The sequence below is a fragment of the Actinokineospora alba genome, assembly GCF_004362515.1.
GTDB lineage: Bacteria > Actinomycetota > Actinomycetes > Mycobacteriales > Pseudonocardiaceae > Actinokineospora > Actinokineospora alba.
This window is the reverse complement of sequence record NZ_SNXU01000001.1, coordinates 5,181,831-5,202,198: the sequence shown is the minus strand read 5'-3', so window position 1 is coordinate 5,202,198 and position 20,368 is coordinate 5,181,831. Positions and strand designations below refer to the sequence as shown.

At 71.8% G+C, this 20,368-nt stretch carries 25 protein-coding genes; 15 read left to right on the top strand and 10 right to left on the bottom strand.

The features are described from left to right. Positions 1–134 precede the first annotated feature (134 nt). Both C8E96_RS23990 and C8E96_RS23985 read left to right on the top strand, forming a co-directional pair. Entirely contained in the window at positions 135–719 is a 585-nt protein-coding gene (locus C8E96_RS23990) for a dihydrofolate reductase family protein (protein ID WP_091368315.1), read from the top strand. Beyond that, a complete protein-coding gene (locus C8E96_RS23985) occupies positions 716–1,126 on the top strand; it encodes a VOC family protein (protein ID WP_091368311.1) in 411 nt (136 codons plus the stop codon). The genes C8E96_RS23990 and C8E96_RS23985 overlap by 4 nt, the downstream gene beginning before the upstream one ends. 53 nt (positions 1,127–1,179) lie before the next feature. On the opposite strand, the gene C8E96_RS23980 is transcribed toward C8E96_RS23985, so the two are convergent. Both C8E96_RS23980 and C8E96_RS23975 read right to left on the bottom strand, forming a co-directional pair. After that, the gene (locus tag C8E96_RS23980; RefSeq protein ID WP_091368307.1) at positions 1,180–2,337 is read right to left on the bottom strand and encodes an acyl-CoA dehydrogenase family protein; all 1,158 of its coding nucleotides are present in this window, start codon (positions 2,335–2,337) and stop codon (positions 1,180–1,182) included. 29 nt (positions 2,338–2,366) lie between these two features. Next, positions 2,367–3,377: an NADP-dependent oxidoreductase gene (locus C8E96_RS23975; protein WP_176926716.1), complete on the bottom strand. Its 1,011-nt coding sequence runs from the start codon at positions 3,375–3,377 to the stop codon at positions 2,367–2,369. A 126-nt stretch (positions 3,378–3,503) separates the two neighbouring features. On the opposite strand from C8E96_RS23975, the gene C8E96_RS23970 reads away from it, so the two are divergent. Continuing rightward, complete coding sequence (locus tag C8E96_RS23970) at positions 3,504–4,118, top strand: QsdR family transcriptional regulator (protein ID WP_091368304.1); 615 nt, start codon at positions 3,504–3,506, stop codon at positions 4,116–4,118. 6 nt (positions 4,119–4,124) lie between these two features. Here the strand turns inward: C8E96_RS23970 and C8E96_RS23965 are convergent, their stop codons facing one another. Both C8E96_RS23965 and C8E96_RS23960 read right to left on the bottom strand, forming a co-directional pair. Next, positions 4,125–4,655 carry a hypothetical protein gene (locus tag C8E96_RS23965; RefSeq protein ID WP_133794719.1) on the bottom strand — a complete coding sequence of 177 codons (531 nt, stop codon included), beginning with the start codon at positions 4,653–4,655 and terminating at the stop codon, positions 4,125–4,127. 74 nt (positions 4,656–4,729) lie between these two features. Continuing rightward, positions 4,730–5,965, bottom strand: a complete 1,236-nt coding sequence (locus C8E96_RS23960; RefSeq protein ID WP_091368298.1) for an ROK family protein — start codon at positions 5,963–5,965, stop codon at positions 4,730–4,732. Positions 5,966–6,077: 112 nt separating this feature from the next. On the opposite strand from C8E96_RS23960, the gene C8E96_RS23955 reads away from it, so the two are divergent. Genes C8E96_RS23955 through dgoD form a run of 5 tightly spaced genes read left to right on the top strand, consistent with a single transcriptional unit; the run spans position 6,078 to position 10,468 of the window. After that, positions 6,078–6,965, top strand: coding sequence for an SMP-30/gluconolactonase/LRE family protein (locus C8E96_RS23955; protein WP_091368295.1), 888 nt, complete (start codon positions 6,078–6,080; stop codon positions 6,963–6,965). Further along, positions 6,965–7,579 (top strand): bifunctional 4-hydroxy-2-oxoglutarate aldolase/2-dehydro-3-deoxy-phosphogluconate aldolase, encoded by a 615-nt coding sequence (locus C8E96_RS23950; protein ID WP_091368293.1) that lies wholly within the window; start codon positions 6,965–6,967, stop codon positions 7,577–7,579. The genes C8E96_RS23955 and C8E96_RS23950 overlap by 1 nt, the downstream gene beginning before the upstream one ends. Next, entirely contained in the window at positions 7,576–8,559 is a 984-nt protein-coding gene (locus C8E96_RS23945; protein ID WP_091368290.1) for a sugar kinase, read from the top strand. Before C8E96_RS23950 ends, C8E96_RS23945 begins: the two co-directional genes overlap by 4 nt. A 14-nt stretch (positions 8,560–8,573) precedes the next feature. Beyond that, on the top strand, positions 8,574–9,326 hold the full coding sequence (locus C8E96_RS23940; protein WP_091368286.1) for an SDR family NAD(P)-dependent oxidoreductase: 753 nt from the start codon (positions 8,574–8,576) through the stop codon (positions 9,324–9,326). After that, the gene (gene dgoD / locus C8E96_RS23935; protein WP_091368284.1) at positions 9,323–10,468 is read left to right on the top strand and encodes a galactonate dehydratase; all 1,146 of its coding nucleotides are present in this window, start codon (positions 9,323–9,325) and stop codon (positions 10,466–10,468) included. The genes C8E96_RS23940 and dgoD overlap by 4 nt, the downstream gene beginning before the upstream one ends. Here dgoD and C8E96_RS23930 read toward each other — a convergent pair whose 3' ends face one another. Then, on the bottom strand, positions 10,469–11,536 hold the full coding sequence (locus C8E96_RS23930) for an ArsO family NAD(P)H-dependent flavin-containing monooxygenase (RefSeq protein ID WP_228769576.1): 1,068 nt from the start codon (positions 11,534–11,536) through the stop codon (positions 10,469–10,471). Positions 11,537–11,590: 54 nt separating this feature from the next. Then, positions 11,591–12,631 (bottom strand): isoaspartyl peptidase/L-asparaginase family protein, encoded by a 1,041-nt coding sequence (locus C8E96_RS23925; protein WP_091368281.1) that lies wholly within the window; start codon positions 12,629–12,631, stop codon positions 11,591–11,593. Positions 12,632–12,782: 151 nt separating this feature from the next. Here C8E96_RS23925 and C8E96_RS23920 point away from each other — a divergent pair, with 151 nt between their 5' ends. Further along, entirely contained in the window at positions 12,783–13,646 is an 864-nt protein-coding gene (locus C8E96_RS23920) for an NmrA/HSCARG family protein (protein WP_166658091.1), read from the top strand. Here C8E96_RS23920 and C8E96_RS23915 read toward each other — a convergent pair. Next, positions 13,643–14,032, bottom strand: a complete 390-nt coding sequence (locus C8E96_RS23915) for a hypothetical protein (protein WP_091368274.1) — start codon at positions 14,030–14,032, stop codon at positions 13,643–13,645. The genes C8E96_RS23920 and C8E96_RS23915 overlap by 4 nt on opposite strands. A gap of 159 nt (positions 14,033–14,191) precedes the next feature. Here C8E96_RS23915 and C8E96_RS23910 point away from each other — a divergent pair, with 159 nt between their 5' ends. The 5 genes from C8E96_RS23910 (at position 14,192) to C8E96_RS23890 (ending at position 18,222) form a co-directional block, all read left to right on the top strand. After that, complete coding sequence (locus tag C8E96_RS23910; protein WP_228769575.1) at positions 14,192–15,388, top strand: sensor histidine kinase; 1,197 nt, start codon at positions 14,192–14,194, stop codon at positions 15,386–15,388. Continuing rightward, positions 15,385–16,065 (top strand): response regulator transcription factor, encoded by a 681-nt coding sequence (locus C8E96_RS23905; RefSeq protein WP_228769574.1) that lies wholly within the window; start codon positions 15,385–15,387, stop codon positions 16,063–16,065. The genes C8E96_RS23910 and C8E96_RS23905 overlap by 4 nt, the downstream gene beginning before the upstream one ends. Positions 16,066–16,121: 56 nt before the next feature. Then, positions 16,122–17,153: an alpha/beta hydrolase gene (locus C8E96_RS23900; RefSeq protein WP_091368272.1), complete on the top strand. Its 1,032-nt coding sequence runs from the start codon at positions 16,122–16,124 to the stop codon at positions 17,151–17,153. Between the two features lie 155 nt (positions 17,154–17,308). After that, positions 17,309–17,689: a DUF6292 family protein gene (locus C8E96_RS23895; protein ID WP_133794717.1), complete on the top strand. Its 381-nt coding sequence runs from the start codon at positions 17,309–17,311 to the stop codon at positions 17,687–17,689. 41 nt (positions 17,690–17,730) lie between these two features. Next, positions 17,731–18,222, top strand: coding sequence for a metallophosphoesterase family protein (locus tag C8E96_RS23890; RefSeq protein ID WP_091368265.1), 492 nt, complete (start codon positions 17,731–17,733; stop codon positions 18,220–18,222). A gap of 1 nt (position 18,223) precedes the next feature. Here C8E96_RS23890 and C8E96_RS23885 read toward each other — a convergent pair whose 3' ends face one another. After that, positions 18,224–19,087 (bottom strand): GAF and ANTAR domain-containing protein, encoded by an 864-nt coding sequence (locus C8E96_RS23885; RefSeq protein ID WP_228769572.1) that lies wholly within the window; start codon positions 19,085–19,087, stop codon positions 18,224–18,226. A gap of 83 nt (positions 19,088–19,170) precedes the next feature. Continuing rightward, the gene (locus C8E96_RS23880; RefSeq protein ID WP_091368261.1) at positions 19,171–19,620 is read right to left on the bottom strand and encodes an STAS domain-containing protein; all 450 of its coding nucleotides are present in this window, start codon (positions 19,618–19,620) and stop codon (positions 19,171–19,173) included. 233 nt (positions 19,621–19,853) lie between these two features. Between C8E96_RS23880 and C8E96_RS23875 the strand changes: the two genes are divergently transcribed. Next, entirely contained in the window at positions 19,854–20,072 is a 219-nt protein-coding gene (locus C8E96_RS23875; RefSeq protein WP_091574807.1) for a hypothetical protein, read from the top strand. Positions 20,073–20,076: 4 nt separating this feature from the next. Here C8E96_RS23875 and C8E96_RS23870 read toward each other — a convergent pair whose 3' ends face one another. Continuing rightward, positions 20,077–20,367: a J domain-containing protein gene (locus C8E96_RS23870; protein ID WP_091368259.1), complete on the bottom strand. Its 291-nt coding sequence runs from the start codon at positions 20,365–20,367 to the stop codon at positions 20,077–20,079. Between the last annotated feature and the right edge of the window lies 1 nt (position 20,368).

Below are 20,368 nucleotides of genomic sequence, written 5' to 3'. Positions count from 1 at the left end.
TGAGACCGGCCGGCCGATCAAGCGGCGAAGGTCCGTGACCGATACATGTCCGATCCATGCGTTTCGCATGGGCGGCGTGTCGCGGGATCGGGAAGAATCGCGGGCCAATGGTATTGCGAAGCACTGGGGGCACGATGAACAACCCGATTCGGCTGTACATGTCGATGTCGCTCGACGGCTACATCACCGGCCCGGACGACCGGCCGGGCCAGGAACTCGGACGCGGCGGTGGGCGACTCTTCAACTGGCTCGACGACCGGGAGTCCGACGGCCCGAGCGGGCAGGTCTACCGCGAGGCGATGGCCACCGGCGCGGTGATCTCCGGCCGACGCACTTTCGAACTGGCCGGGCGCTGGCAGGGCGACCACCACGACGGGGTGCCGATCTACGTCCTCACCCACCAGTTCGACGAGGATGACGTGGTGTCGGACAACACCCATTTCGTCACCGACGTCGAGGAGTGCGCCCGCAGGGCCCGCGCGGACGCCGGGGACCGTCCGGTGATGGTCCACGGTGCGGGCGCGGCGCAAGCGCTGCTCCGCGCGGGGCTGATGGACGAGCTGGAGATCCACCTGGTCCAGGTCCTTCTCGGGGACGGCCGAAGGCTGTTCGACCACCTCGGCGGCGAGCGCACCGAACTCGAACTGGTCCGCAGGCTCGACGATCGAGACGTCACGCACCTGCGCTACCGCGTGCGCCGTCCCGGGGATGCCGCGTGAAGACGATCCTCGTAGCGTTCCGCGTCACCGACCTGGACCGCTCGCTCGAGTTCTACACCGCCCTGGGCTACGTCGTGCTGGGGAGGGTTCCGGGCGACAACAGCTGCCTGGTGCTCCTCAAGTTCCCCGAAGAACCGGCGGCCACATTCGAACTGGTCCACCGTCCAGACGACGGGCCCGTCGACGTGGGCAGCGGTTTCGACCACCTTGCCCTCCAGGTGGACAACCTGGCGGACACCCTGGAGCGGCTGACCAAGGCAGGACTGGAGCCAGGGCCGCTCGAACACCCGGGCGGCCCCGACGGGCCGAAGACGTCGTGGCTCACCGACCCGGACGGGTACCGGATCGAGTTGGTCCAATGGCCGCCGACGCTTCCCGACGGCATCACCGCGGCCACCTTCGCCTGAGGCGACGCACGGAAAATGGAGGCGGTGAGGCCAGGCCCCACCGCCTCCAGCCGTCAAAGGCCCATGTCCTTGGCGATGATCGTCTTCATGACCTCGCTGGTGCCGCCGAAGATCCGGTTGACCCGGTTGTCGGCGTACAGCCTGGTGATCGGGTACTCGTTGATGTAGCCGTACCCGCCGTGCAGCTGCAGGCACCGGTCGATCACCCGGCTCGCCGCCTCGGTGGCGAAGAGCTTGACCGACGCGGCGTCGGCGGCGGTCAGGTCGCCGTCGTCGTGCGCTTCCAGGGCCCGGTCGACGACCGCTTCGAGGGCGTCGACCTCGGACTTGCACGCGGCCAGTTCGAACTTGGTGTTCTGGAAGGCGGCGACCGGCTTGCCGAACACCTCCCGCTGGGTGACGTAGTCCTGGGCGAACCGCACGGCGGCCTTGGCCTGGGCGTAGGCGGCGAAGGCGATGCTGAGCCGCTCCCGGGGCAGGTTCTGGCCCAGGTAGGAGAAGCCCTGGTTCTCCTCGCCCAGCAGGTCTTCCACCGGGACGCGCACGTCGGTGAAGGACAGTTCCGCGGTGTCGGAGACCCGCAGGCCGAGCTTGTCGAGCTTGCGGCCGACCGCGTACCCCTCGGACTTGGTGTCGACCACGAGCAGCGAGATGCCGAAGCGGCGGTCCTGCTCCGCGGGCGGCGCGGTGCGGGCGCACACGATGACGCGGTCGGCGTGCACGCCACCGGTGATGAACGTCTTGGCGCCGTTGAGGACGTAGTGCGTGCCGTCCGCGGAGAGCTTGGCCGTGGTGCGCATGCCCGCGAGGTCCGAGCCGGTGCCGGGCTCGGTCATGGCGATGGCGAACATCGTCTCGCCGGAGACGAAGTCCGGCAGCCAGCGGCGCTTCTGCTCGTCGGTGCCGTAGGCGAGCAGGTACGGCAGGCACAGCGCGACGTGCACGCTGCTGCCGCCGAAGCTCACCCCGGCCCGGGTGAGTTCCTCGGTGATGACGGCCTCGTACTTGAAGGACTCCTCCCCCGCCCCGCCGAACTCCTCGGGCACCTCGATGCCGAAGACGCCCAGCGCGCCGAGCTTGCGGTACAGGTCGCGCGGGACGAGGCCCGCGGCGAGCCACTCGTCGTAGCCGGGGACGACCTCGGCGTCGATGAAGGCCCGGACGGTCTGCCGGAATGCCTCGTGGTCCTCGGTGAAAACGGTGCGGCGCATGGGTTTTCCTTACAGTCTCGGGACGTTGTTCAGTCGGCCAGGCGCAGGATCAGTTTGCCCGTGTTCTCGCCGCCGAACAGCTTGTTCAGCGTCGCGGGGAACGCGTCGACACCGCCGTCGACGATGTCCTCCCGGGCGACGAGCTTGCCCTCGGCGATCCAGCCCGCGAGTTCCTTGGCGGCCTCACGGAAGCGGTTCGCGTAGTCGAACACCACGAACCCCTCCATCCGGGCGCGGGCGACCAGCAGCTGCAGGTAGTTCTTCGGGCCCTGCACCGCCTCGGTCGCGTTGTACTGGGAGATCGCGCCGCAGATGACCACGCGGGCGCCGCGGGCGAGGCGGGCCAGCACGGTGTCGAGCATCTCGCCGCCGACGTTGTCGAAGTACACGTCCACCCCCTTGGGCGCGTGCTCCTTCAGTGCCGCCTTGAGATCGTCGGACTTGTAGTCGATGGCCGCGTCGAAGCCGAGTTCGTCGACCAGCCAGCGGCACTTCTCCGCGCCGCCGGCGATGCTGATCACCTTGCAGCCCTTGAGTTTCGCGATCTGCCCGACCAGCGACCCGGTCGCGCCCGCGGCACCGGAGACCACGACGACGTCGCCCTCCTTGGGCGCGCCGACGTCGAGGAGTCCGAAGTAGGCGGTCATCCCGGACATGCCCAGCGCGCCGAGCCAGCGGGCGGGCGGGGCCACGTCGAGGTCGACCGGCAGCAGGTCGTCGCCGCGCAGGACGGCGTACTCCTGCACGCCCACGGCGCCGGAGACATAGGCGCCCTCGGCGAAGCGCTCGTCACCGGAGGCGACGACGCGGCCGACGCCCGCCGCGCGCATCACCTCGCCGATGCCGACCGGCGGGATGTAGGAGCGGGCGTCGTTCATCCACCCGCGCATCGCGGGGTCCAGCGACAGGCTCAGGGTCCGCACGAGCACCTCGCCGTCGCCGGGCGTGCCCACGGGCTCCTCGGTGAGCTGCCAGGAGCTGTCATCGGGCAGTCCGACCGGGCGCGCCGCGAGGCGGATCTGACGGTTGGTCTTGGGCATCGCTGTCGGCACTGTCGGCACTGAAGTCTCCCGTTGTCGCTGGTCAGGCCCCGGTGGGCGGTCCTGCGCCGACTCGCCGGAACTAATTTCAGACATCTTCGTCAAGATGCACTATATTCCTCCTCTGTGAGTATCGCCAGGGAGCCCCGCCGACCAGTGGGCAGACCGGCCGCCGCGACCCGCGACGAAGTGCTCGCGGCGGCGCGTCGGGCGTTCGTCGAGGGGCGTCGAATCGAGGTGCGCGCGATCGCCGCCGAGTTCGGCGCCTCGCGCGCGACGATGTACCGCTGGTTCGGCTCACGGGAGGGCCTTCTCGCGGAGGTCATCCTCGGCGAGATGGCGGACCTGTTCGAACAGGCGGACAAGCAGGCGCGCGGCCGTGGCGCGGCCCGCGTGCTGGACGCGCTGACCTCGGTCAACCAGCGGCTGATCGACAATCCGCCGCTGCGCGCCTTCGTGGCCATGGAACCGTCGGCCCTGCAGGTCCTGGTGTCGTGTTCCGGCCTGGTTCACCCGGGCGTCGTTCGCGTCGCCGAGGCCTACCTCGAACGCGTCGCCGCAGAGGACGGGTTCCGGCCACCGATCGAGATCGCGACGCTGGCGTACGCGATCGTCCGGCTCAGCGAGGCGTTCATCTACGACGACTCCCCCGCCGGGATGCGCCATGACATCAGCAGGCTCCGCGAGGTCCACACCGCCCTGCTCGGGATCGGCCGACCCGACCCGGAGGCTGAGGCATGAGGAAGGTCAGGGGGCTTTGACCACAGGTTTGATCATGGCGATCCCCGCTGGGATCAGCTGCAGCCGCAACCGGCAGCCGTCCTTCTCACCGGTCACGACCGGCTCTAAGAGGGTCCCGTCCACCGCGACCGCCGTGAGCTCGTCGCCCGCGCAGTCGATCGGCACCCCCGCCTGACGCAGGCTCCGCTGGTCGCCGTCGAAGTGGATGTGGAACTCCGTGGGTTCGGTGACCCGGGCCGCCGCGGTCGTGGGCCAGGCCAGCGCGCCCACGGCGAGCACCACACCCGCGCAGGCGAACGGCACGAACCGGACTAGCTGACGGTGCGCCCCGCCGATGTCGGCCGCGCCGGACACGCGCGAGCCGAGGAACAACAACCCGGCCGCGGCGAGCGACCCGACCGTCACCGCGACGATCGGGCCCCACGTATCCACCTTCTCGGCGGGACTCAGCGCGGCCACGGCGAGGAGAGCGGCGAGCACGCCCCCCGCGATCGCCATCAGCACTCGCGCAGACTTGGCCCGTGCGTCGTCTTCCATGAGACCCCCCTGATCTTCGACGAGCGCAGTGTGGCCGAGCCGGGCCCGCCCTGGAGCGCGTTTGCCGAAATCGTTCAGGCGGGTGTCGGCCTGCGGGACGCCACCGAGCCGAAGATCTCGTGGTCGTTGAGGAAACCCTCGAGGGCGAACGTGGCCGCGCCGAGGCTGACCGGGTTGTGCGGCAGCGCGCACAGGCGCAGGTCGACCGCGCGGAAGGCCTGTGCCAGGGCGTGGTCGGCGGCCACCTCGCGGGTCACGTGCAGGAGTCGCTCGCCGAGCTTGGCGGCCACCCAGTCGCTCAGCACCAGGACCTGCGGGTTGACCAGGTTGATCAGGTTGGCCACCGCGGCGCCCAGGTAGCGGCCGGTCTTCGCGATCACCGCGAGGGCCACCTCGTCGCCGTCGTCGGCGGCACGGGCGATGGCCTCGATGGTCGCCGCCTGGTCATCGGGGTGCAGCAGGGCGCTCCCCGGATCGGTCTCGGCGAGGGTGCGCATGATTCCCGGGGCCCCGACATAGGTCTCCACGCACCCGCCGCTGCCGCACCGGCAGGGCCTGCCGTCGAGCACCAGGCAGGTGTGGCCCCACTCCCCCGCGCTGTTCGTCGCGCCGCGCAACAGGTGACCGTCGACCGCGATGCCCACGCCGACACCGGTGCGCAAGGTGATCACGGCCAGGTCGTCCACCCCACGACCGGCGCCGAACCACATCTCGGCGACCGTGGCCGCCTTGAGCGGGTTGTCCAGGAACAGCGGCAGGTTGAGCCGCTCGGCCAGCATCGCGCGCAAGGGAACGTCGTGCCACGCCCAGTACGGGGAGAACACCGACACCCCACCCTCGGGCTCGACCTGCCCGGGCACGCTGACCCCGATCCCGAGCACCTGGTGGGCGGGCACCCGCGCGGCCTCCAGGAGCCGGGAGACCAAGCCCACCAAGTGCTCGATCACCTCATCGGGCTTGCTGTCCCGCTCGGGCAGCGGGTGGCGCAACTCGTGCCGCGTCGTCATCGACAGGTCGAAGAGTTCGACGTGGATGAACGTCTCCGAGATGTCGACGCCCACCAGCGCGCCGCGCTGGGGATTGACCGCGAGCGTTGCCCGGGGCCTGCCCGCGCCGCTGTTCTCCTGGCCCGCCTCCAGCAGCACGCCCGCGTCGAGCAGTTCCGCGGTCAGGTTCGCCACGGTCGCGAACGACAGGCCGGTCGCCGTGGCGATCTCCTGCCTGCTGACCGGACCCGGCGCTGCGTAGACACAGCGGAGCGCGTCGAACCGGTTGCGCCTGCGGATGTCGCGCGCGGACCGCTTGATCATACCGATAGTTCTACCGGTTCTTCCAACCGTTGTAAATATTGGTCGCGACTATTTACAACGGTTAGACGAAGTCTTAGCGTTTCACCTCGAACCGAACGAGGGAGAAACCGCGATGCACGTCCTGCCGTGTGCGCCACCACCCGGGAAGCTCTCCGAAGGCCCGGTCTGGGACGCCCGCGCACAGGTCCTGACCTGGGTGGACATCCTGCCCGGGCTGATCCACACCGCCGAGTTGGTCCCCCGGCCGGAGGTCCCGGACCTGCGGCTGCTGCACACGGTCAGCCTGGACCGCGCCGTCGGAGCCGCGGTGCCCCGGGAGTCCGGTGGCCTGCTGGCCGCGGCGGGCACCGGGTTCCGATTCGTGCCCGGCGACCAGGAGTTCGCCGGGCTCGACCTCCCCGACGACGGCGTCGCCCGGCGGATGAACGACGCCAAGTGCGACCCGTGCGGCAGGCTGCTGGCCGGGACCATGGCCTTCGACGCCCGGCCGGACGCGGGCGCGCTGGTCAGCCTCGACAGCGCGGGCCGGGTCCGCACCCTGCTCGACCCGGTGACGATCTCCAACGGCCTGGGCTGGAGCCCCGACGGGCGGCTCCTCTATTACGCCGACAGCGCGACGCACCGGGTCGACGTCTTCGACTACGACCTGGAGACCGGCGACCTCGGCGGCAGGCGGACGTTCGCCGAGGTCGCCGACGGCGCGCCCGACGGCCTGACGGTGGACGCAGCGGGCCGGGTCTGGGTCGCCATCTGGGGCGCGGGCGAGGTCCGCGCCTACCACCCGGACGGCTCCGCGCACGCGGTCGTGCCGGTCCCGGCCGCACACGTGTCGAGCTGCACGTTCGCCGGTCCCGACCTCGACGTCCTGGTGATCACCACCGCCACGGAGGGCCGCTCCGCCGCCGACCTGGCGGGCGAACCGGACGCCGGACGGCTCTTCACCTGCAAACCCGGCGCCACCGGCCTTCCCGCGACACCGTTCGACGACAGGAGCACCTGATGCGGCTGGACACCGCCCTCGACGCCACCCCGGTGATCGCCATCCTCCGGGCGAGTTCGGCGAAGCACCTCATCGCCGTCGCCGAAACCCTGCGGGCGGCCGGAATCCGCGCGGTGGAGTTCACCCTCACCACGCCAGGCGTGTACGAGGCGCTGGCAGGCTTCAAGGCGGACGGGATAGCGCTGGGCGCGGGCACCGTGACCACCCGCCAGGAAGCCCGGCGCGCGGTCGAGGCGGGCGCGGGCTACCTCATCTCCCCCGCCGTCTGCCTCGACGTCATCGCCGAGGCCCGCACGCTCGGCGTGCCCGTGCTGCCCGGCGCGTACACCCCGACCGAGGTGCTCACCGCCTGGCAGGCCGGGGCGGGCCTGGTCAAGCTGTTCCCAGCCGCGACCGGCGGTGTCGCGCACCTCAAGGCGATCCGGGCACCGCTGCCCGCCATCGGACTGGTCCCGACAGGCGGCATCGGCCTCGACGACGCCGCCGACTACCTCGACGCGGGCGCCCGCGCGGTCGGCATCGGCGCCCCACTGATCGGCGACGCCTGCGAGACCGGCGACCTCGACGCGCTGCGCGCCCGCGCCGACGCGCTGATCGATCGGATCCGGCGATGACCGCGGCAGGCGACCCGCAGACGGGTGGTCGGGCAGGCGAGCCCGCGCTGGTCACGTTCGGCGAGGCGATGGGAGTCGTGGCGAGCACCGAACCGGGTCCGCTCGCCGTCGGCGGTGCGGCCCGGCTGTCCTTCGCGGGCGCCGAAGCCACGGTGGCCATCGGGGTCAGCAGGCTGGGGCACCGCGCGGCCTGGGTCGGCCGGGTGGGCGATGACGCGGTCGGCGCGATGGTCCTCAGTGGACTGCGCGGCGAGGGCGTCGACATCTCCGGCGCCCGGGTCGAGCCCGACGTGCCGACCGGGCTGATGCTGCGCGAGCGGCGCACGGCCGACCGCACCCGGGTCGCCTACTACCGCCGCGACCTCGCGGGCTCCCGCTTGTCCCCCGCTGATGTCGACGCCGAGGTCATCGCGCAAGCGCGGGTCCTGCACCTGACCGGGATCACGCCGGCGCTCAGCGACACCGCGCTCGCCGCTGTCCGCGAGACGGTCCGGGTGGCGAAGGCCGCGGGGGTTGCTGTGTCGATCGACGTCAACTACCGGGCGCTGCTCTGGGCGCGGACGGCGGCATCGGCCGTGCTCGGATCCCTGGTGCCGCAGGCGGATATCGTCTTCGCCGGTCCCGAGGAGGCATCGTTGCTCGTCGCCGAGGACGAGCCCGAACGCATGGCGCGAGCCCTCGGCGCGCTGGGCCCGGCCACGACCGTGCTGAAGCTCGGCGCCGAGGGCGCACTCGTCCACGCGGGCGGTGAAGTCCTTGTCCAGTCCGCGTTCCCGGTCACCTGCGTCGACCCGATCGGCGCAGGCGACGCGTTCGTCGCGGGCTATCTCGCGGGCACGCTCGACGGGTCCGACGCGGCGCGGTGCCTGCGGCTGGCGGCGGCCTGCGGGGCGTTCGCGGTGTCCGCGGCGGGCGACTGGGAGGGCCTGCCCCGCCGGGGCGACCTGCGACTGCTCGACGCGGCGGACGTCAGCCGATGAAGGGATACGCACTCATGAACCGATTCCACGGGAAAGTCGCGGTGGTCACCGGCGCCGCCTCCGGCATCGGCGCGGCGAGCGCGATCCGGTTCGCCGCCGAAGGCGCGGCCGTGGTCGTCGCCGACATCGCCGACGAAGCAGGCGAGCAGGTGGCCGAGAAGATCCGGGCCGAGGGCGACCGGGCGGCATACGTCCACTGTGATGTGTCCACTGAGGACGACTGGGTGACGCTGCGGGACCGGACCCATGAGCTGTTCGGCCCGGTGGACATCTTGCACAGCAACGCGTTCATCCACGTCAACAGGCCCGCACACGAGTTGTCGGTGGCCGCGTGGGACCACGAGCTGTCGGTCAACCTCCGGGCAGGCTACCTCGCGGTCCGGACGTTCATCGATGATCTGCGCGCTCGGCGCGGCTGTGTCGTGGCCACCTCCAGTGTGCACGCGGCGTTCGGCCTTCCCGGCTACCCGGCGTACGCCGCGGCGAAAGGCGGACTGAGCGCGCTGGTGCGCCAGCTGGCGGTCGAGTACGGGCCGCACGTGCGGGTCAACTCCGTGCAGCCTGGGCCGATCCTCACCGAATCGTGGCGCGACGTCGACGAGGCGGGGCGCGCGCTGTCGGCGGGCGCGACCGCGCTGGGCAGGCTCGGCCTGCCCGAGGAGGTCGCCGCCGCGACCGCGTTCCTGGCCTCCCCCGAGGCCGCCTACATCACCGGAGCCAGCCTGGTCGTCGACGGCGGCTGGAGCGTCAAGAAGGAGTCCCTGTGAAGATCACGTCCCTGACCACCTACCTGGTGGCGCCCCGGTGGTGCTTCCTCAAGGTCGAGACCGACGAGGGGATCACCGGCTGGGGCGAACCGGTGATCGAGGGGCGGGCGCACACCGTCGCCGCCGCCGTCGACGAGCTGTCCGACTACCTCATCGGCCAGGACCCGCTGCGGATCGAGGACCACTGGCAGGTGCACACCAAGGGCGGCTTCTACCGCGGCGGCCCGATCCTCTCCAGCGCGGTCGCGGGCATCGACCAGGCGCTGTGGGACATCACGGGCAAGGCGCTCGGGGTGCCGGTGTGGCAGCTCCTCGGCGGCCGGGTCCGCGACCGGATCCGGATGTACAGCTGGATCGGCGGCGACCGGCCCGGCGAGGTCGCCGAAGCCGCGCTGGAGCGCAAGGAACAGGGCTTCACCGCGATCAAGATGAACGCCTCGCCCGAGCTGCGGCTGCTCGACACGCCGAAAGCGGTGCACGGCATCGTCGACCGCCTCGCCGCCGTGCGCGACGCGGTGGGCGACGAGTTCGACATCGCGGTCGACTTCCACGGCAGGCTCACCATCCCGATGGCCCGACGGGTGTTGCCGCTGCTGGAACCGCTGCTGCCGATGTTCGTCGAGGAACCGCTCGTTCCCGAACTCAGCGACCACATCGGCGAGATCGTGCGCTCCACCAGCATCCCCATCGCCACCGGGGAACGGCTCTACTCCCGCTGGGACTTCAAGTCGGTGCTGAGCCAGGGCATCGCCGTCGCCCAGCCGGACCTGTCGCACGCGGGCGGCATCTCCGAGGTCCGCCGCATCGCCGCGATGGCCGAGGCGCACGACGTGTCCCTCGCCCCACACTGCCCACTCGGGCCGATCGCCCTCGCCGCGTGCCTGCAGGTCGGGTTCGCCACCCCGAACCTGCTCATCCAGGAGCAGAGCCTCGGCATCCACTACAACGAGGGCTCCGACCTGCTCGACTACCTGGCCGACCCGGGGGTCTTCGACTACGCCGACGGCCATGTCGCCCTGCTTACCGCCCCGGGGCTGGGAATCGAGGTCAATGAGAAGGCGGTGGAGAAGGCGGCCGAGACCGGCCACCGCTGGCGCAATCCACTCTGGCGCCGCGATGACGGCTCCCTCGCGGAGTGGTGATCAGGAACCGAGTGAGTCGGCGACCTCTCGTGCGGCGGCGCGCGCCGTGGGGCCGACGCCGATGAGGGTGGCCGACGCGGGGCCGGTCCAGTCGCCGTAGCCGAGCAGGTGCAGGCGCGGTTCGTCGACCGCGCGGGTGCCGACGGTGGCGATGTGCCCGTTCTCGGTGCGCAGCCGCAGCGGCGTGAGGTGGCTCAGCGCGGGGCGGAAGCCGGTGCACCAGATGATGGCGTCCACCGCTTCCCGCGTTCCGTCCGCCCATACCGGCCCCGTGTCGTCGAGCCGGGCGAACATGGGCCGTGCGACGAGCAGGCCGCGGTCGCGGGCCTGACGTACGGGTGGCACGGCCACGATGTCGCCTAGGCCTGCCACCCCCGCGTCGTCAGCCTCGCCTTTGTCCAAGGCCTGTTTGCGGCGGGTCGCCACGTCGAACAGGGCGCGGCCGTCGATGTGGTCGGGCAGGTAGCGCGGTGCGCGGCGGGTCGCCCAGAGCACCTCGGCGGAGGCGGCCAGGTCGGCCGCGATCTGAGCGCCGGAGTTGCCGCCACCCACGACGACCACCCGGGCCCCGGCGAACTCGGCGGGCCCGCGGTAGCCGGCGGTGTGCGACTGCCGTCCGCCGAAGGTGCCTGGCACCGCCGGAATGAACGGGCGCCACCACGTGCCGGTGGCGCTGAGGACGAACCGCGCGGACCACTCGCCCGCGTCGGAGACCACGCGCAGGCGCTCGCCGTCGGGGCGAACCTCGCGCACCCGCGCGGGGCGGATGATCGGCAGGTCGTAGCGCTTCTCGTAGTCGGCGAGGTAGTCCACGACATGCCCGGCCGTGGGATAGCCGTCGTCCGCGCGAAACGGTGGCATCGGCCTGCCGGGCAGCGAGCTGTGCCGCGCCGGTGAGAACAGCCGCAGCGAGTCCCACCCGCGGGTCCAGGCGCCGCCGGGTTCGGTCTGGGCGTCGAGGATGACGAAGTCGACGCCGGCGCGGCGCAGGTGGAAACCCGCCGCGAGACCGGCCTGACCTGCGCCGATCACCACGGCGGACACCTGGTCGGCCACGTTCCGTTCCACCGCGTCAGTCTCGTCGATGGTGGCGGCCGAACCCTCGGCGGGTTCCAGGAAAGGTCAGTGCGGCGGGGTCTCGTCGTTGTAGAGGCGGGTGACGACGGTGCCGTCGCGGGTGATGTAGCCGTTGATGATCCCCAAGGTGCTGTGCGGGGTGGCGAGACGCCCTCGGGGGTCGAGGGCGATCGCGCCGCCGGTCGCGCCGAGTGCGGGGATCTTCTGGGTGATGACCTTCGCGGCGGCGTCCTGCACGGCGGCGCCGGTGTACTCCATCAGGGCCGAGATGTCGTAGGCCGCGACGCCGCGGATGAACACCTCACCGGTCCCGGTGCACGACACCGCGACCGTGCGGCTGTTGGCGTAGGTCCCCGCGCCGATGACCGGGGAGTCGCCGACGCGGCCCACCAGCTTGTTGGTCAGGCCCCCGGTGGAGGTGGCCGCGGCGACGTCACGGCCCTGGTCGACGGCGACCGCGCCGACGGTCTGCCCCTCGGTGACGCTCGGCGGCACCGGCGGCGGGTTCTTCGCGTTGAGCAGCGCGTCCCACCGCCGCTGGGTGAAGAAGTAGTCCTGGGTCGTGTACGCGAGACCGTTCTGCAGCGCGAAGATGTCGGCGCCCTTGCCCGCCATGAGCACGTGCCGGGAGCGCTCCATCACCATGCGCGCCAGCGAGATCGGGTTGCGGGTGTTGTGCACGCCGGCGACCGCCCCGGACCGCAGGTCCTTGCCGTTCATGATCGAGGCGTCGAGTTCGTGCTCGGCGTCGGTGTTGAACACCGCGCCCTTGCCCGCGTTGAAGTTCGGGTCGTCCTCCAGGACCCGGACAGCCGCCTCCACCGCGTCGAGCGCGGGGGCGCCACCGGAGAGCAGCCCGGCCCCGGTCCGCAGCGCCTTTTCGAGGGCGTCGCGGTAGGCCTTCTCCTGGGCCGGGGTGATGCTGCCCCGGGGCAGCGAGCCCGCGCCGCCGTGCACGGCCAGCACGACGTCGCGGATCACCGAACCCCCGGGCGCGGCCTGCGCGGCGGCGGGCGCGCCGACCGCGAGCGCGGGGCTCAGCGCGGCGGCGGTGATCACTGTGCGGCGGGGCAGCTGTGTCGACATGTACCGACCTCCTTGTCGGACCGGAAAGTTCTTCTCACCCTGGCGATATCCGGGGCGTCGCCGCAAGATCCGATCGGGGCACGTAGTCCCTGTTCGGCGGGTCCACCGGTGGCTACATTGGACGGACGCTCACCAGGTCAGGGGAAAGCCGATGACCAGCGATCGCGTCGTCGTCGTGACCGGAGCGACCGGCCGTCAAGGCGGCGCGGTCGCGCGGCACCTGCTGGCCGACGGCTGGCGGGTCCGGGCGATCACGCGCTACCCCCGCGGCGCGAAGGCCCGCGCGCTCGCGGTGGCGGGCGCCGAAGTGGTCCAAGCCGACATGGACCACCGCGACACCCTCTCCCCCGCCTTCGCGGGCGCCTACGGGGTCTACAGCGTGCAGAACTTCATGATCAGCGGGCTGGAAGCCGAGGTGCGGCAGGGAAAGAACGTCGCGGACGCGGCGAAGGCGGCAGGTGTTCAGCACCTGGTGCACGGCTCCGCCGGGACCGGCTACAAAACCGGAGTCGGGTCGTGGGACTCGAAACTCGCCGTGCGGGCGCACATGCGCGTCCTCGGCCTTCCCGTGACCGAGTTGCGGCCGATGGCGTTCATGGAGCTGATGACCGACAAGAGCTACTTCCCGCCGGTGTCGGCGTGGCACCTGATGCCGAAGCTGATGGGCGCCCACCGCCCGGTGGTGTGGATCAGCGTCGACGACCTCGGCGCCGTCGCCGCCCGGGTCTTCGCCGACCCGGACCGGTTCCTCGGCGCCGACATCCCGCTGGCCGCCGACGTCCGGTCGATGGCGGAATGCCGCGAGATCTGGCGTGAGGTGACGGGCAGGCCACCGGCGCGGTTCCCGATGCCGGTGTGGCTCTTCGACCGCTTCGTCGACCCGGACCTCACCCACATGTGGCGGTGGCTGCGCACCGAGGACGTCGCGCTCGAGACGGCGCCGACCCTGGAGATCCTGCCGTCGGCGGCCACCGTGCGGGAATGGCTCATCCGACAGCGGTCCCCGCGCGGCTAGCGACGCTCAGCACCGACCGTCGTGCGGTGGCTCGCGAAGTTCGTGCTGGAGACGACCATCCGCCGCTCCCCGCGTTGGGTCTCGCGCAGGGCGGCCGACCGGGCAGCGCCCGCGTCCAGGACCGCCCGCAGGACGGGCTGTTCGGCGGCGAGCCGGGACCGGGCCTCGTGCGGGTCGGTGTCGGACTCGATCGCCTGGTCGAGTCTGGCGGCGAGCGTGGTGGTCCAGCGCTGCTGCAACGCCAGCAGCACCCCGTCGGCGGTGCCGAACAGGCGCCGGGCGTCGGGGATGTCGTCGAGCGCCGGTGGGGCGGTCGGATCCTGCCGCGCCCGCCGCAGCACGGCGTCGAGAACGGCCTTGCGTGCGTGCGTCTCTGCCCACGACATCGTCCACCTCCACGGAATCCGGCTGACTTCTCGACACTAAGAGCTCGGGCGGCCCGCCGTCGCCGTGCCGGGGGTGGGACTTCGCCTCCACCCGTGGGCGGAGATCCACCCCGCCCGGGGAACGATGTGGCGGAGGGTTCTCCGCCGTAATCTGAGGCCGTGACGCTTGTCGACCGGATGCGGGCACGGGTGGCCAGGAGCGGGTACGGCTACCCGCTCTGGATGGCGCTGACCGTGTCGATCGGCGCGCTGGCGGCCGCCGCCGCGGCCCTCGTGCAGCGCGACGCCGTCGTCCCGCCGCGGTGGGCGCTGCTGTGGGCGCTGATCGCGGTGTCCCCGGTGCTCTTCGACCTGGCCACCGGCGGCAAGATGCCGCGGCCGCTGATGGCGGTTCTCGCCATCGCGGGCACGTCGGTGCTGCTCGTGGAGCCGGTCGAGTCCGACTTCGCGCCCTTCATCCTGGTCATCCTGGCCGCCGAGGTGGCGGCGACGGCGACGCTGCCGGTCAGCGTGGCCGCGGCGGTCTGCATGCTGGTCGCGCTCGTGGTACCCGCGACGGCGGGGCGGCTGGAAGGCGCGCCGCTGTACGCCACCGCGGTCGTGATCGGCTGGACGGTCGGCTTCGTGGTCCTCACCCAGTTGCGGCTGCTGCAACAGGAACGCGCCGCCCGGGCGAGCCTGGCCGAGCAGGCCGCCACCGGTGAGCGGCAGCGCATCGCCCGGGAAGTCCACGACGTCATCGCGCACTCGTTGAGCGTCACGCTGCTGCACCTGACCGCCGCCCGGCGCGCGCTGCAGCAGGACGAGGACCTCGATGAGGCGGTGGCCGCGCTGACCGACGCCGAACGCCAGGGCAGGCAGGCCATGGCCGACATCCGGCGCACCGTCGGCCTGCTGGCGGCCGGCCCGTCGGGCACCCGGCCCGAACCGGGCGTCGGCGACCTCGGCGACCTGGTCGACGACTTCCGCCGGGCCGGCTTGCGAGTCGAATACCAGGTGCGTGGGGACCCGGCGGACGTGCCGCCGTCGGTGGGACTCGGCCTGTACCGGATCACCCAGGAATCCCTGGCCAACGTCGCCAAGCACACCCCGGCCGCGACCGCCGAGGTCGACCTCGACATCGGCTCGGCCCAGGTCACTCTGTCGGTGCGCAACGACACGCCTGCCACACCCACAACCGCGACCGGGCCGGGCTCCGGGGTGGACGGCATGCGGAGACGGGCCGACCTGCTCGGCGGGAGCCTGCGCGCCGGGCCCGGGCCGCGGGGATGGCTGGTCCACGCGGAGGTCCCGCTGGACACCGACAGCACCGGGTGGTCCTGCGCGCTGCGCCGCCGCGTCCAGGAGGCGCCGTGACTGTCGGGGACGTCCGCGTGCTGCTGGTCGACGACCAGGAACTGGTGCGCTCGGGCCTGCGGCGGATCCTGCGGCGCAAGGACGGCTTCGTGATCGTCGGCGAGTGCGCCGACGGCGACGAGGTGCCCGCCGCCCTGGCCGCGACCAGCCCCGATGTGGTGGTCATGGACCTGAGGATGAAGCGGGTGGACGGCATCGAGGCCACCCGGCGGCTGCGCGAGCGCGCGCAGGCCCCGCCGGTCCTGGTGCTGACCACCTTCGACGACGACGAACTGCTCTCCGGCGCGCTGCGGGCGGGTGCGGCCGGGTTCATCCTGAAGGACTCCCCCGCCGAGGACCTCATCAGCGCTGTGCGGGCGGTCGCCGCGGGCGGGGCCTGCCTCGACCCCGCGGTGACCGGGCGCGTCCTGAGCGCGTACCGCACCGTCCCGACCGGGCCGGGCGACGGCTCCGCGGTGCGCGAGCGGCTGACCGCGCGCGAGTTCGACGTCCTGAGCCAACTGGGCCGGGGCTGGTCCAACACGGAGATCGCCCAGCGGCTCGGCATCTCCGAGGTCACGGTGAAGAGCCACATCGGGCACATCTTCGGCAAGCTCGGCCTGCGCGACCGGGCCGCCGCGATCGTCTACGCCTTCGACCGTGGTGTCGTGGTTCCCGGTGAGCCGTCGCCGCGCTAATCCGCTTGCGCCGCACGGAAGAATTCGACCGGACGCCCGATCAAAGGAGATCCTGGATGCTGCCGTGGACGGCCGACTTCGCCGGACGGATCGATGAGCACGTGTTCGCCAGCGACCTGCTGCGCGGCAACCCGCTCGGCGACCCGCATGAGCGACCGCTGTGGGTCTACGTGCCGCCCGGCTATGACGAGGGCGAGCGGCGCTATCCCACCGTCTACGTGATCCAGGGCTACACCGGGCACGTCGCGATGTGGCGCAACCGCACCCCGTGGCGGCAGCCGTTCATCGAGTTGGCCGACGGCATCTTCGCCCGCGAGGAGGCACCGCCCGCGATCGTGGTCTACGTCGACGCGTGGACGTCGCTCGGCGGCAGCCAGTACCTCGACTCCCCCGCCACCGGCCGGTACCACTCGTACCTCTGCGACGAGATCGTGCCGTGGGTCGACGAGCACTACCGGACGATGCCGAGCGCGGGCCACCGGGCGATCACCGGCAAGTCCAGCGGCGGCTACGGCGCGATGATCACCCCGATGCTGCGTCCCGACGTCTTCGGCGCACTCGCCACGCACGCCGGGGACGCGTTGTTCGAAGCCGCCTACCAGACCGATTTCCCCAAGGTCGCCCGCCTGCTCCGCGACAACTACGACGGCTCCTACGAGAACTTCATCGCCGATTTCCGCAGCGGCCGGATCGTGGGAACGAAGGACACCGACTTCGACCTCATCGAGGTATACGGCTACGCCGCCTGCTACTCCGCCGACGAGGACGGCACAGTCCGACTCCCGTTCGACGACCTCGGAGTGACCGTCCCCGAGGTGTGGGACCGCTGGCTGCGGCGGGATCCGGTCCGGATGGCCGCCCAGCCGGAGTTCGCCGAGGCACTGCGTTCCCTCAAGGCGATCTGGATCGACGCGGGCGACCAGGACGAGTACTACCTCGACTTCGGCGCGGTCGCGTTCCGTCGCGCCCTGGCCGCGGCGGGCGTCGCCGACGACGTGGTGCGGCTGGAACTGTTCCCCGGCAAGCACGGCGCGATCGAGTACCGGTACCCGCTGGCGCTGGCGTGGCTCACCGAACGCATTTCCTGATCACACCACCCGAATGGTTTCCCGGCACCCGTCCGGGGTATTCCCCGGCCACGTCGAACAGCAGGCGGTGACAGACCCGACGGACCCGGATGGTGACGATGGAAGCGGACCTCGACGAAGCGTTGGCACGTGGTTTGCGTGAGTATGTGAGACGCGTGACCGAGGCACTGGGGCTCAGCGGACACTCCTCCTACCTGCAGATGGACCGCCCCGCGAGCGTCTATCTCGCCCTCGACGGCCGACTCCCGCGGTTCCCCGACCGGGACGTGGCGCTGCTCTGGGACGAGGAGCGCGGCTGGGCGGCGGCGGCCGAGACGCACAGCGGCGAAGACCTGATCGTGGTCGCCTATCTGGGGCACGACGTGCTGCCGCCGCCGACGCTCGTCGCGAACTGGGTGACCCGGCTACGCAGCGGCGACCCGGTGGGGTCGATCCGCCCGGTACGCCTGCGTCGGGCGGACACCGACGACGACCTGGTCGGCCGATTGGCCGCATTGGGACGCGGCGCGGTCACCACGGGCTCGCGTAGCGCCTGACTCTCGGAGCGCCCCCGAGCGTGGGCGGGCAGGATGGTGGCGTGCTCGTCGCCGTCCTGTCCGACACCCACGCACCCCGCCACTGGAAGGGGTGCCCCACGCGGGTCGCCACGCACCTGCGCGACGCCGACCTGATCCTGCACGCGGGCGACGTGTGCACCGCGGGAGTGCTCGACGAGCTTGCCGAGTTCGCCCCGGTCCACGCCGTGCTCGGCAACAACGACGGCCCCGACGTCGCCGCCTGGGGTGCGCCGGAGACCCTGGAACTCGACCTCGACGGGCTGCGGGTGGCGATGATCCACGACAGCGGCAAGGCCGACGGCCGCCCCGCGCGGCTGCGCCGCCGGTTCCCGGACGCCGACCTGGTGGTCTTCGGCCACTCGCACATCCCGATGGACGTGGTGGGCGCGGGCCTGCGGATCTTCAACCCCGGCTCGCCCACCGACCGCAGGCGTCAGCCGCACGGCACCATGGGAACGCTGCGCATCGAGAACGGGACGCTGCTCGAGGCCCGCGTCATCGAGGTGACGTAAGTCAGCCCGCGGTCTCGTCCGCGATGTCGAGTTCGCTGTGCCGGGCGGTCAGGGTGCGGGCGAGGTCGGCGAGTTTGACGTTGAGTTCCTGGGACGTGCGGCGCAGCAGGTCGAAGGCCTCGTCGGCGCTGATTCCCCTGCGGTGCATCAGGATTCCCTTGGCCTGGCCGATCACGTCGCGGCTCTCGATCGCCCGCCGGAAGTGCGCCTCGCGCAGCTCCGCCTGGGTGACGGCCTTCGTGGTCGCCAGCGCCAGGGACGCGTGGATGGCCAGGAGCAGCGCGGTCTCCTGCGCCTGGGCGTCGAGCGTGCCCGGTTCGCGGGCGTAGATGTTCAGCGCGCCGGAAAGCTGCGGCGGCAGGCAGTCGGGCACCAGCGCCGTGGCGAGCATGGCGCTGTACCCGCACGCGGCGGCGGCCGGCCCGAACGTGGGCCACTCCGGCTCCCCCGCGAGGTCGTCGCTGCGCACGTAGCCGGGAGCCGACGCGCTCGCGGCCGTCACGCAGGGCCCCTCACCGGTGTCGTACTGCAGCTGGTCGAGGTTGGCGGCGATCGGGTCGGTCTCGACCGGGGTGTGGAATGAGCCGTCCGGCCCGCGCAGCGTGACCGACACCAGGTCGGCACCGGGAATGACCCGGCGCGCCGCCCACACCACCTGTTCGAGCACCTCGGCGACGGTGGACGCGGCGAGCAGGGTCTTCGTCAGGCGGGCGAACTCGCGCGAGAGCGGGCCGAGGTCCGCGTCGAGGATCACCTCGGCGGGCTGGTCGGCCAGCGAGACGAACTGCGCCTTGTCCTGGGCCCAGATCCGCTCGTCGAAGGCGTTGCTGTCGTCGTCGAGGTCGGACGGCTGCTGGATGGTCAACTTGTCACCTAGGGGGTTTTCGCCATTCCAGCGCCAGACGCAGAGCATGGAGTGGGGTCGGGGGTTTCCGGGCCGAACAGGTATCACGGCGGAACTGGGGACTCTCCAGCATCCTCTTCGGACCCGGTCGGTGCCAAACCCAGCCCCTCGACGAACAGCGCCGTCGACAGGTCCGGGTACGTGGGGACGCGCCGGTCGAGCCCGGTGAGCTGCAGCAGCCTGCGCACGCCGACGGTGGCCACGACCAGGCTCAGCCGCCCGCCATGGTCCCGTGCCCTGTCCGCGCCCTCGTCCAGCACCCGGGCACCCGCGACCCCGCAGAACTCGATCGCGGCCAGGTCCAGCACCATCCGGGCCACCTTCTCCTGCGCGGCCATGGCCTCGCGCAGGATGGGCGCGGTGTAGAGGTCGATCTCGCCGTGGCTGGTCAGCACAACCAGGCCGGCGCGGCGGAGGGTGACCGTGACGGTCAGTGGTCCTGCCCCGTCGGTGTTTGAGCGCAGAGTGCCGCGAGGGTCGACGATGTCAACCATGGTTGTCTCCAGACCGGCCCGACGGGAACCACACAGCCACCGGGCCTGACTCGTCCCACCGGAGCGGACGAGGGCGTGATGATCCTGGGCGGCTTGGGTTCAACCGTGCCACCAGGCTATTCGACAGTGCCACCGCCGGGCAACCGAGGTCGCCAGTCGTGCTGACCCGGCCGAGTCGGGGAACACTGGGCCCGAAGGTGTTCGACGACCCGAGTTGGAGGGAGTGCCCGCCCATGAGGCTGCCGTCGGAGGAGAACGACCCTCGACTGGCCCCGCCCGGAACTGTGGAGGTGCCGGAGGGGGACGTAGTCGCCCAGAAGACACCGGTCGACCCGGACGAGGAGAGCGACCTCGAGCCGGTCGGTGAGATCTGGCAGGAGGCGGACCCGGCCGATGTCGCCGACCAGCACCGCGCCGTCCCGTTCGACGATCAGGGCGACGAGGCGCGCTGAGCGGTCACCGCCCGTGGCGCCGCACGGGCCCGGCCCGCAGCGCGGGCTCCGGGCTCGGCGGGCCGCGGCGGACGTGGACCTCGACGCGGGTGCCCGGGCTGTCGTCGGCTCGTCGGCGGGCCCGCAGCGCCTGGTAGGCGGTGACGACCTGGGCGAGGCGCTCCGGGTCGCTGGGGTGCTGGTTGTCCGGGTGCAGTTCCCGCACGAGCGCCCGGTAGGCGGCGGCGATCTCGGCGGGAGCGGCGTCGCGGTCGACGCCGAGCACCGCGTACGGGTCCTGGGTCCGGCGGTGCATG

Bases quoted from the DNA above. Each gene is read 5' to 3' on its own strand.
- C8E96_RS23990 (WP_091368315.1), top strand. From the start codon at position 135: ATGAACAACCCGATTCGGCTGTACATGTCGATGTCGCTCGACGGCTAC.
- C8E96_RS23980 (WP_091368307.1), bottom strand. From the start codon at position 2,337: ATGCGCCGCACCGTTTTCACCGAGGACCACGAGGCATTCCGGCAGACC.
- C8E96_RS23975 (WP_176926716.1), bottom strand. From the start codon at position 3,377: ATGCCCAAGACCAACCGTCAGATCCGCCTCGCGGCGCGCCCGGTCGGA.
- C8E96_RS23965 (WP_133794719.1), bottom strand. From the start codon at position 4,655: ATGGAAGACGACGCACGGGCCAAGTCTGCGCGAGTGCTGATGGCGATC.
- C8E96_RS23960 (WP_091368298.1), bottom strand. From the start codon at position 5,965: ATGATCAAGCGGTCCGCGCGCGACATCCGCAGGCGCAACCGGTTCGAC.
- C8E96_RS23955 (WP_091368295.1), top strand. From the start codon at position 6,078: ATGCACGTCCTGCCGTGTGCGCCACCACCCGGGAAGCTCTCCGAAGGC.
- C8E96_RS23950 (WP_091368293.1), top strand. From the start codon at position 6,965: ATGCGGCTGGACACCGCCCTCGACGCCACCCCGGTGATCGCCATCCTC.
- C8E96_RS23945 (WP_091368290.1), top strand. From the start codon at position 7,576: ATGACCGCGGCAGGCGACCCGCAGACGGGTGGTCGGGCAGGCGAGCCC.
- C8E96_RS23940 (WP_091368286.1), top strand. From the start codon at position 8,574: ATGAACCGATTCCACGGGAAAGTCGCGGTGGTCACCGGCGCCGCCTCC.
- C8E96_RS23925 (WP_091368281.1), bottom strand. From the start codon at position 12,631: ATGTCGACACAGCTGCCCCGCCGCACAGTGATCACCGCCGCCGCGCTG.
- C8E96_RS23920 (WP_166658091.1), top strand. From the start codon at position 12,783: ATGACCAGCGATCGCGTCGTCGTCGTGACCGGAGCGACCGGCCGTCAA.
- C8E96_RS23915 (WP_091368274.1), bottom strand. From the start codon at position 14,032: ATGTCGTGGGCAGAGACGCACGCACGCAAGGCCGTTCTCGACGCCGTG.
- C8E96_RS23900 (WP_091368272.1), top strand. From the start codon at position 16,122: ATGCTGCCGTGGACGGCCGACTTCGCCGGACGGATCGATGAGCACGTG.
- C8E96_RS23880 (WP_091368261.1), bottom strand. From the start codon at position 19,620: ATGGTTGACATCGTCGACCCTCGCGGCACTCTGCGCTCAAACACCGAC.
- C8E96_RS23875 (WP_091574807.1), top strand. From the start codon at position 19,854: ATGAGGCTGCCGTCGGAGGAGAACGACCCTCGACTGGCCCCGCCCGGA.
- C8E96_RS23870 (WP_091368259.1), bottom strand. From the start codon at position 20,367: ATGCACCGCCGGACCCAGGACCCGTACGCGGTGCTCGGCGTCGACCGC.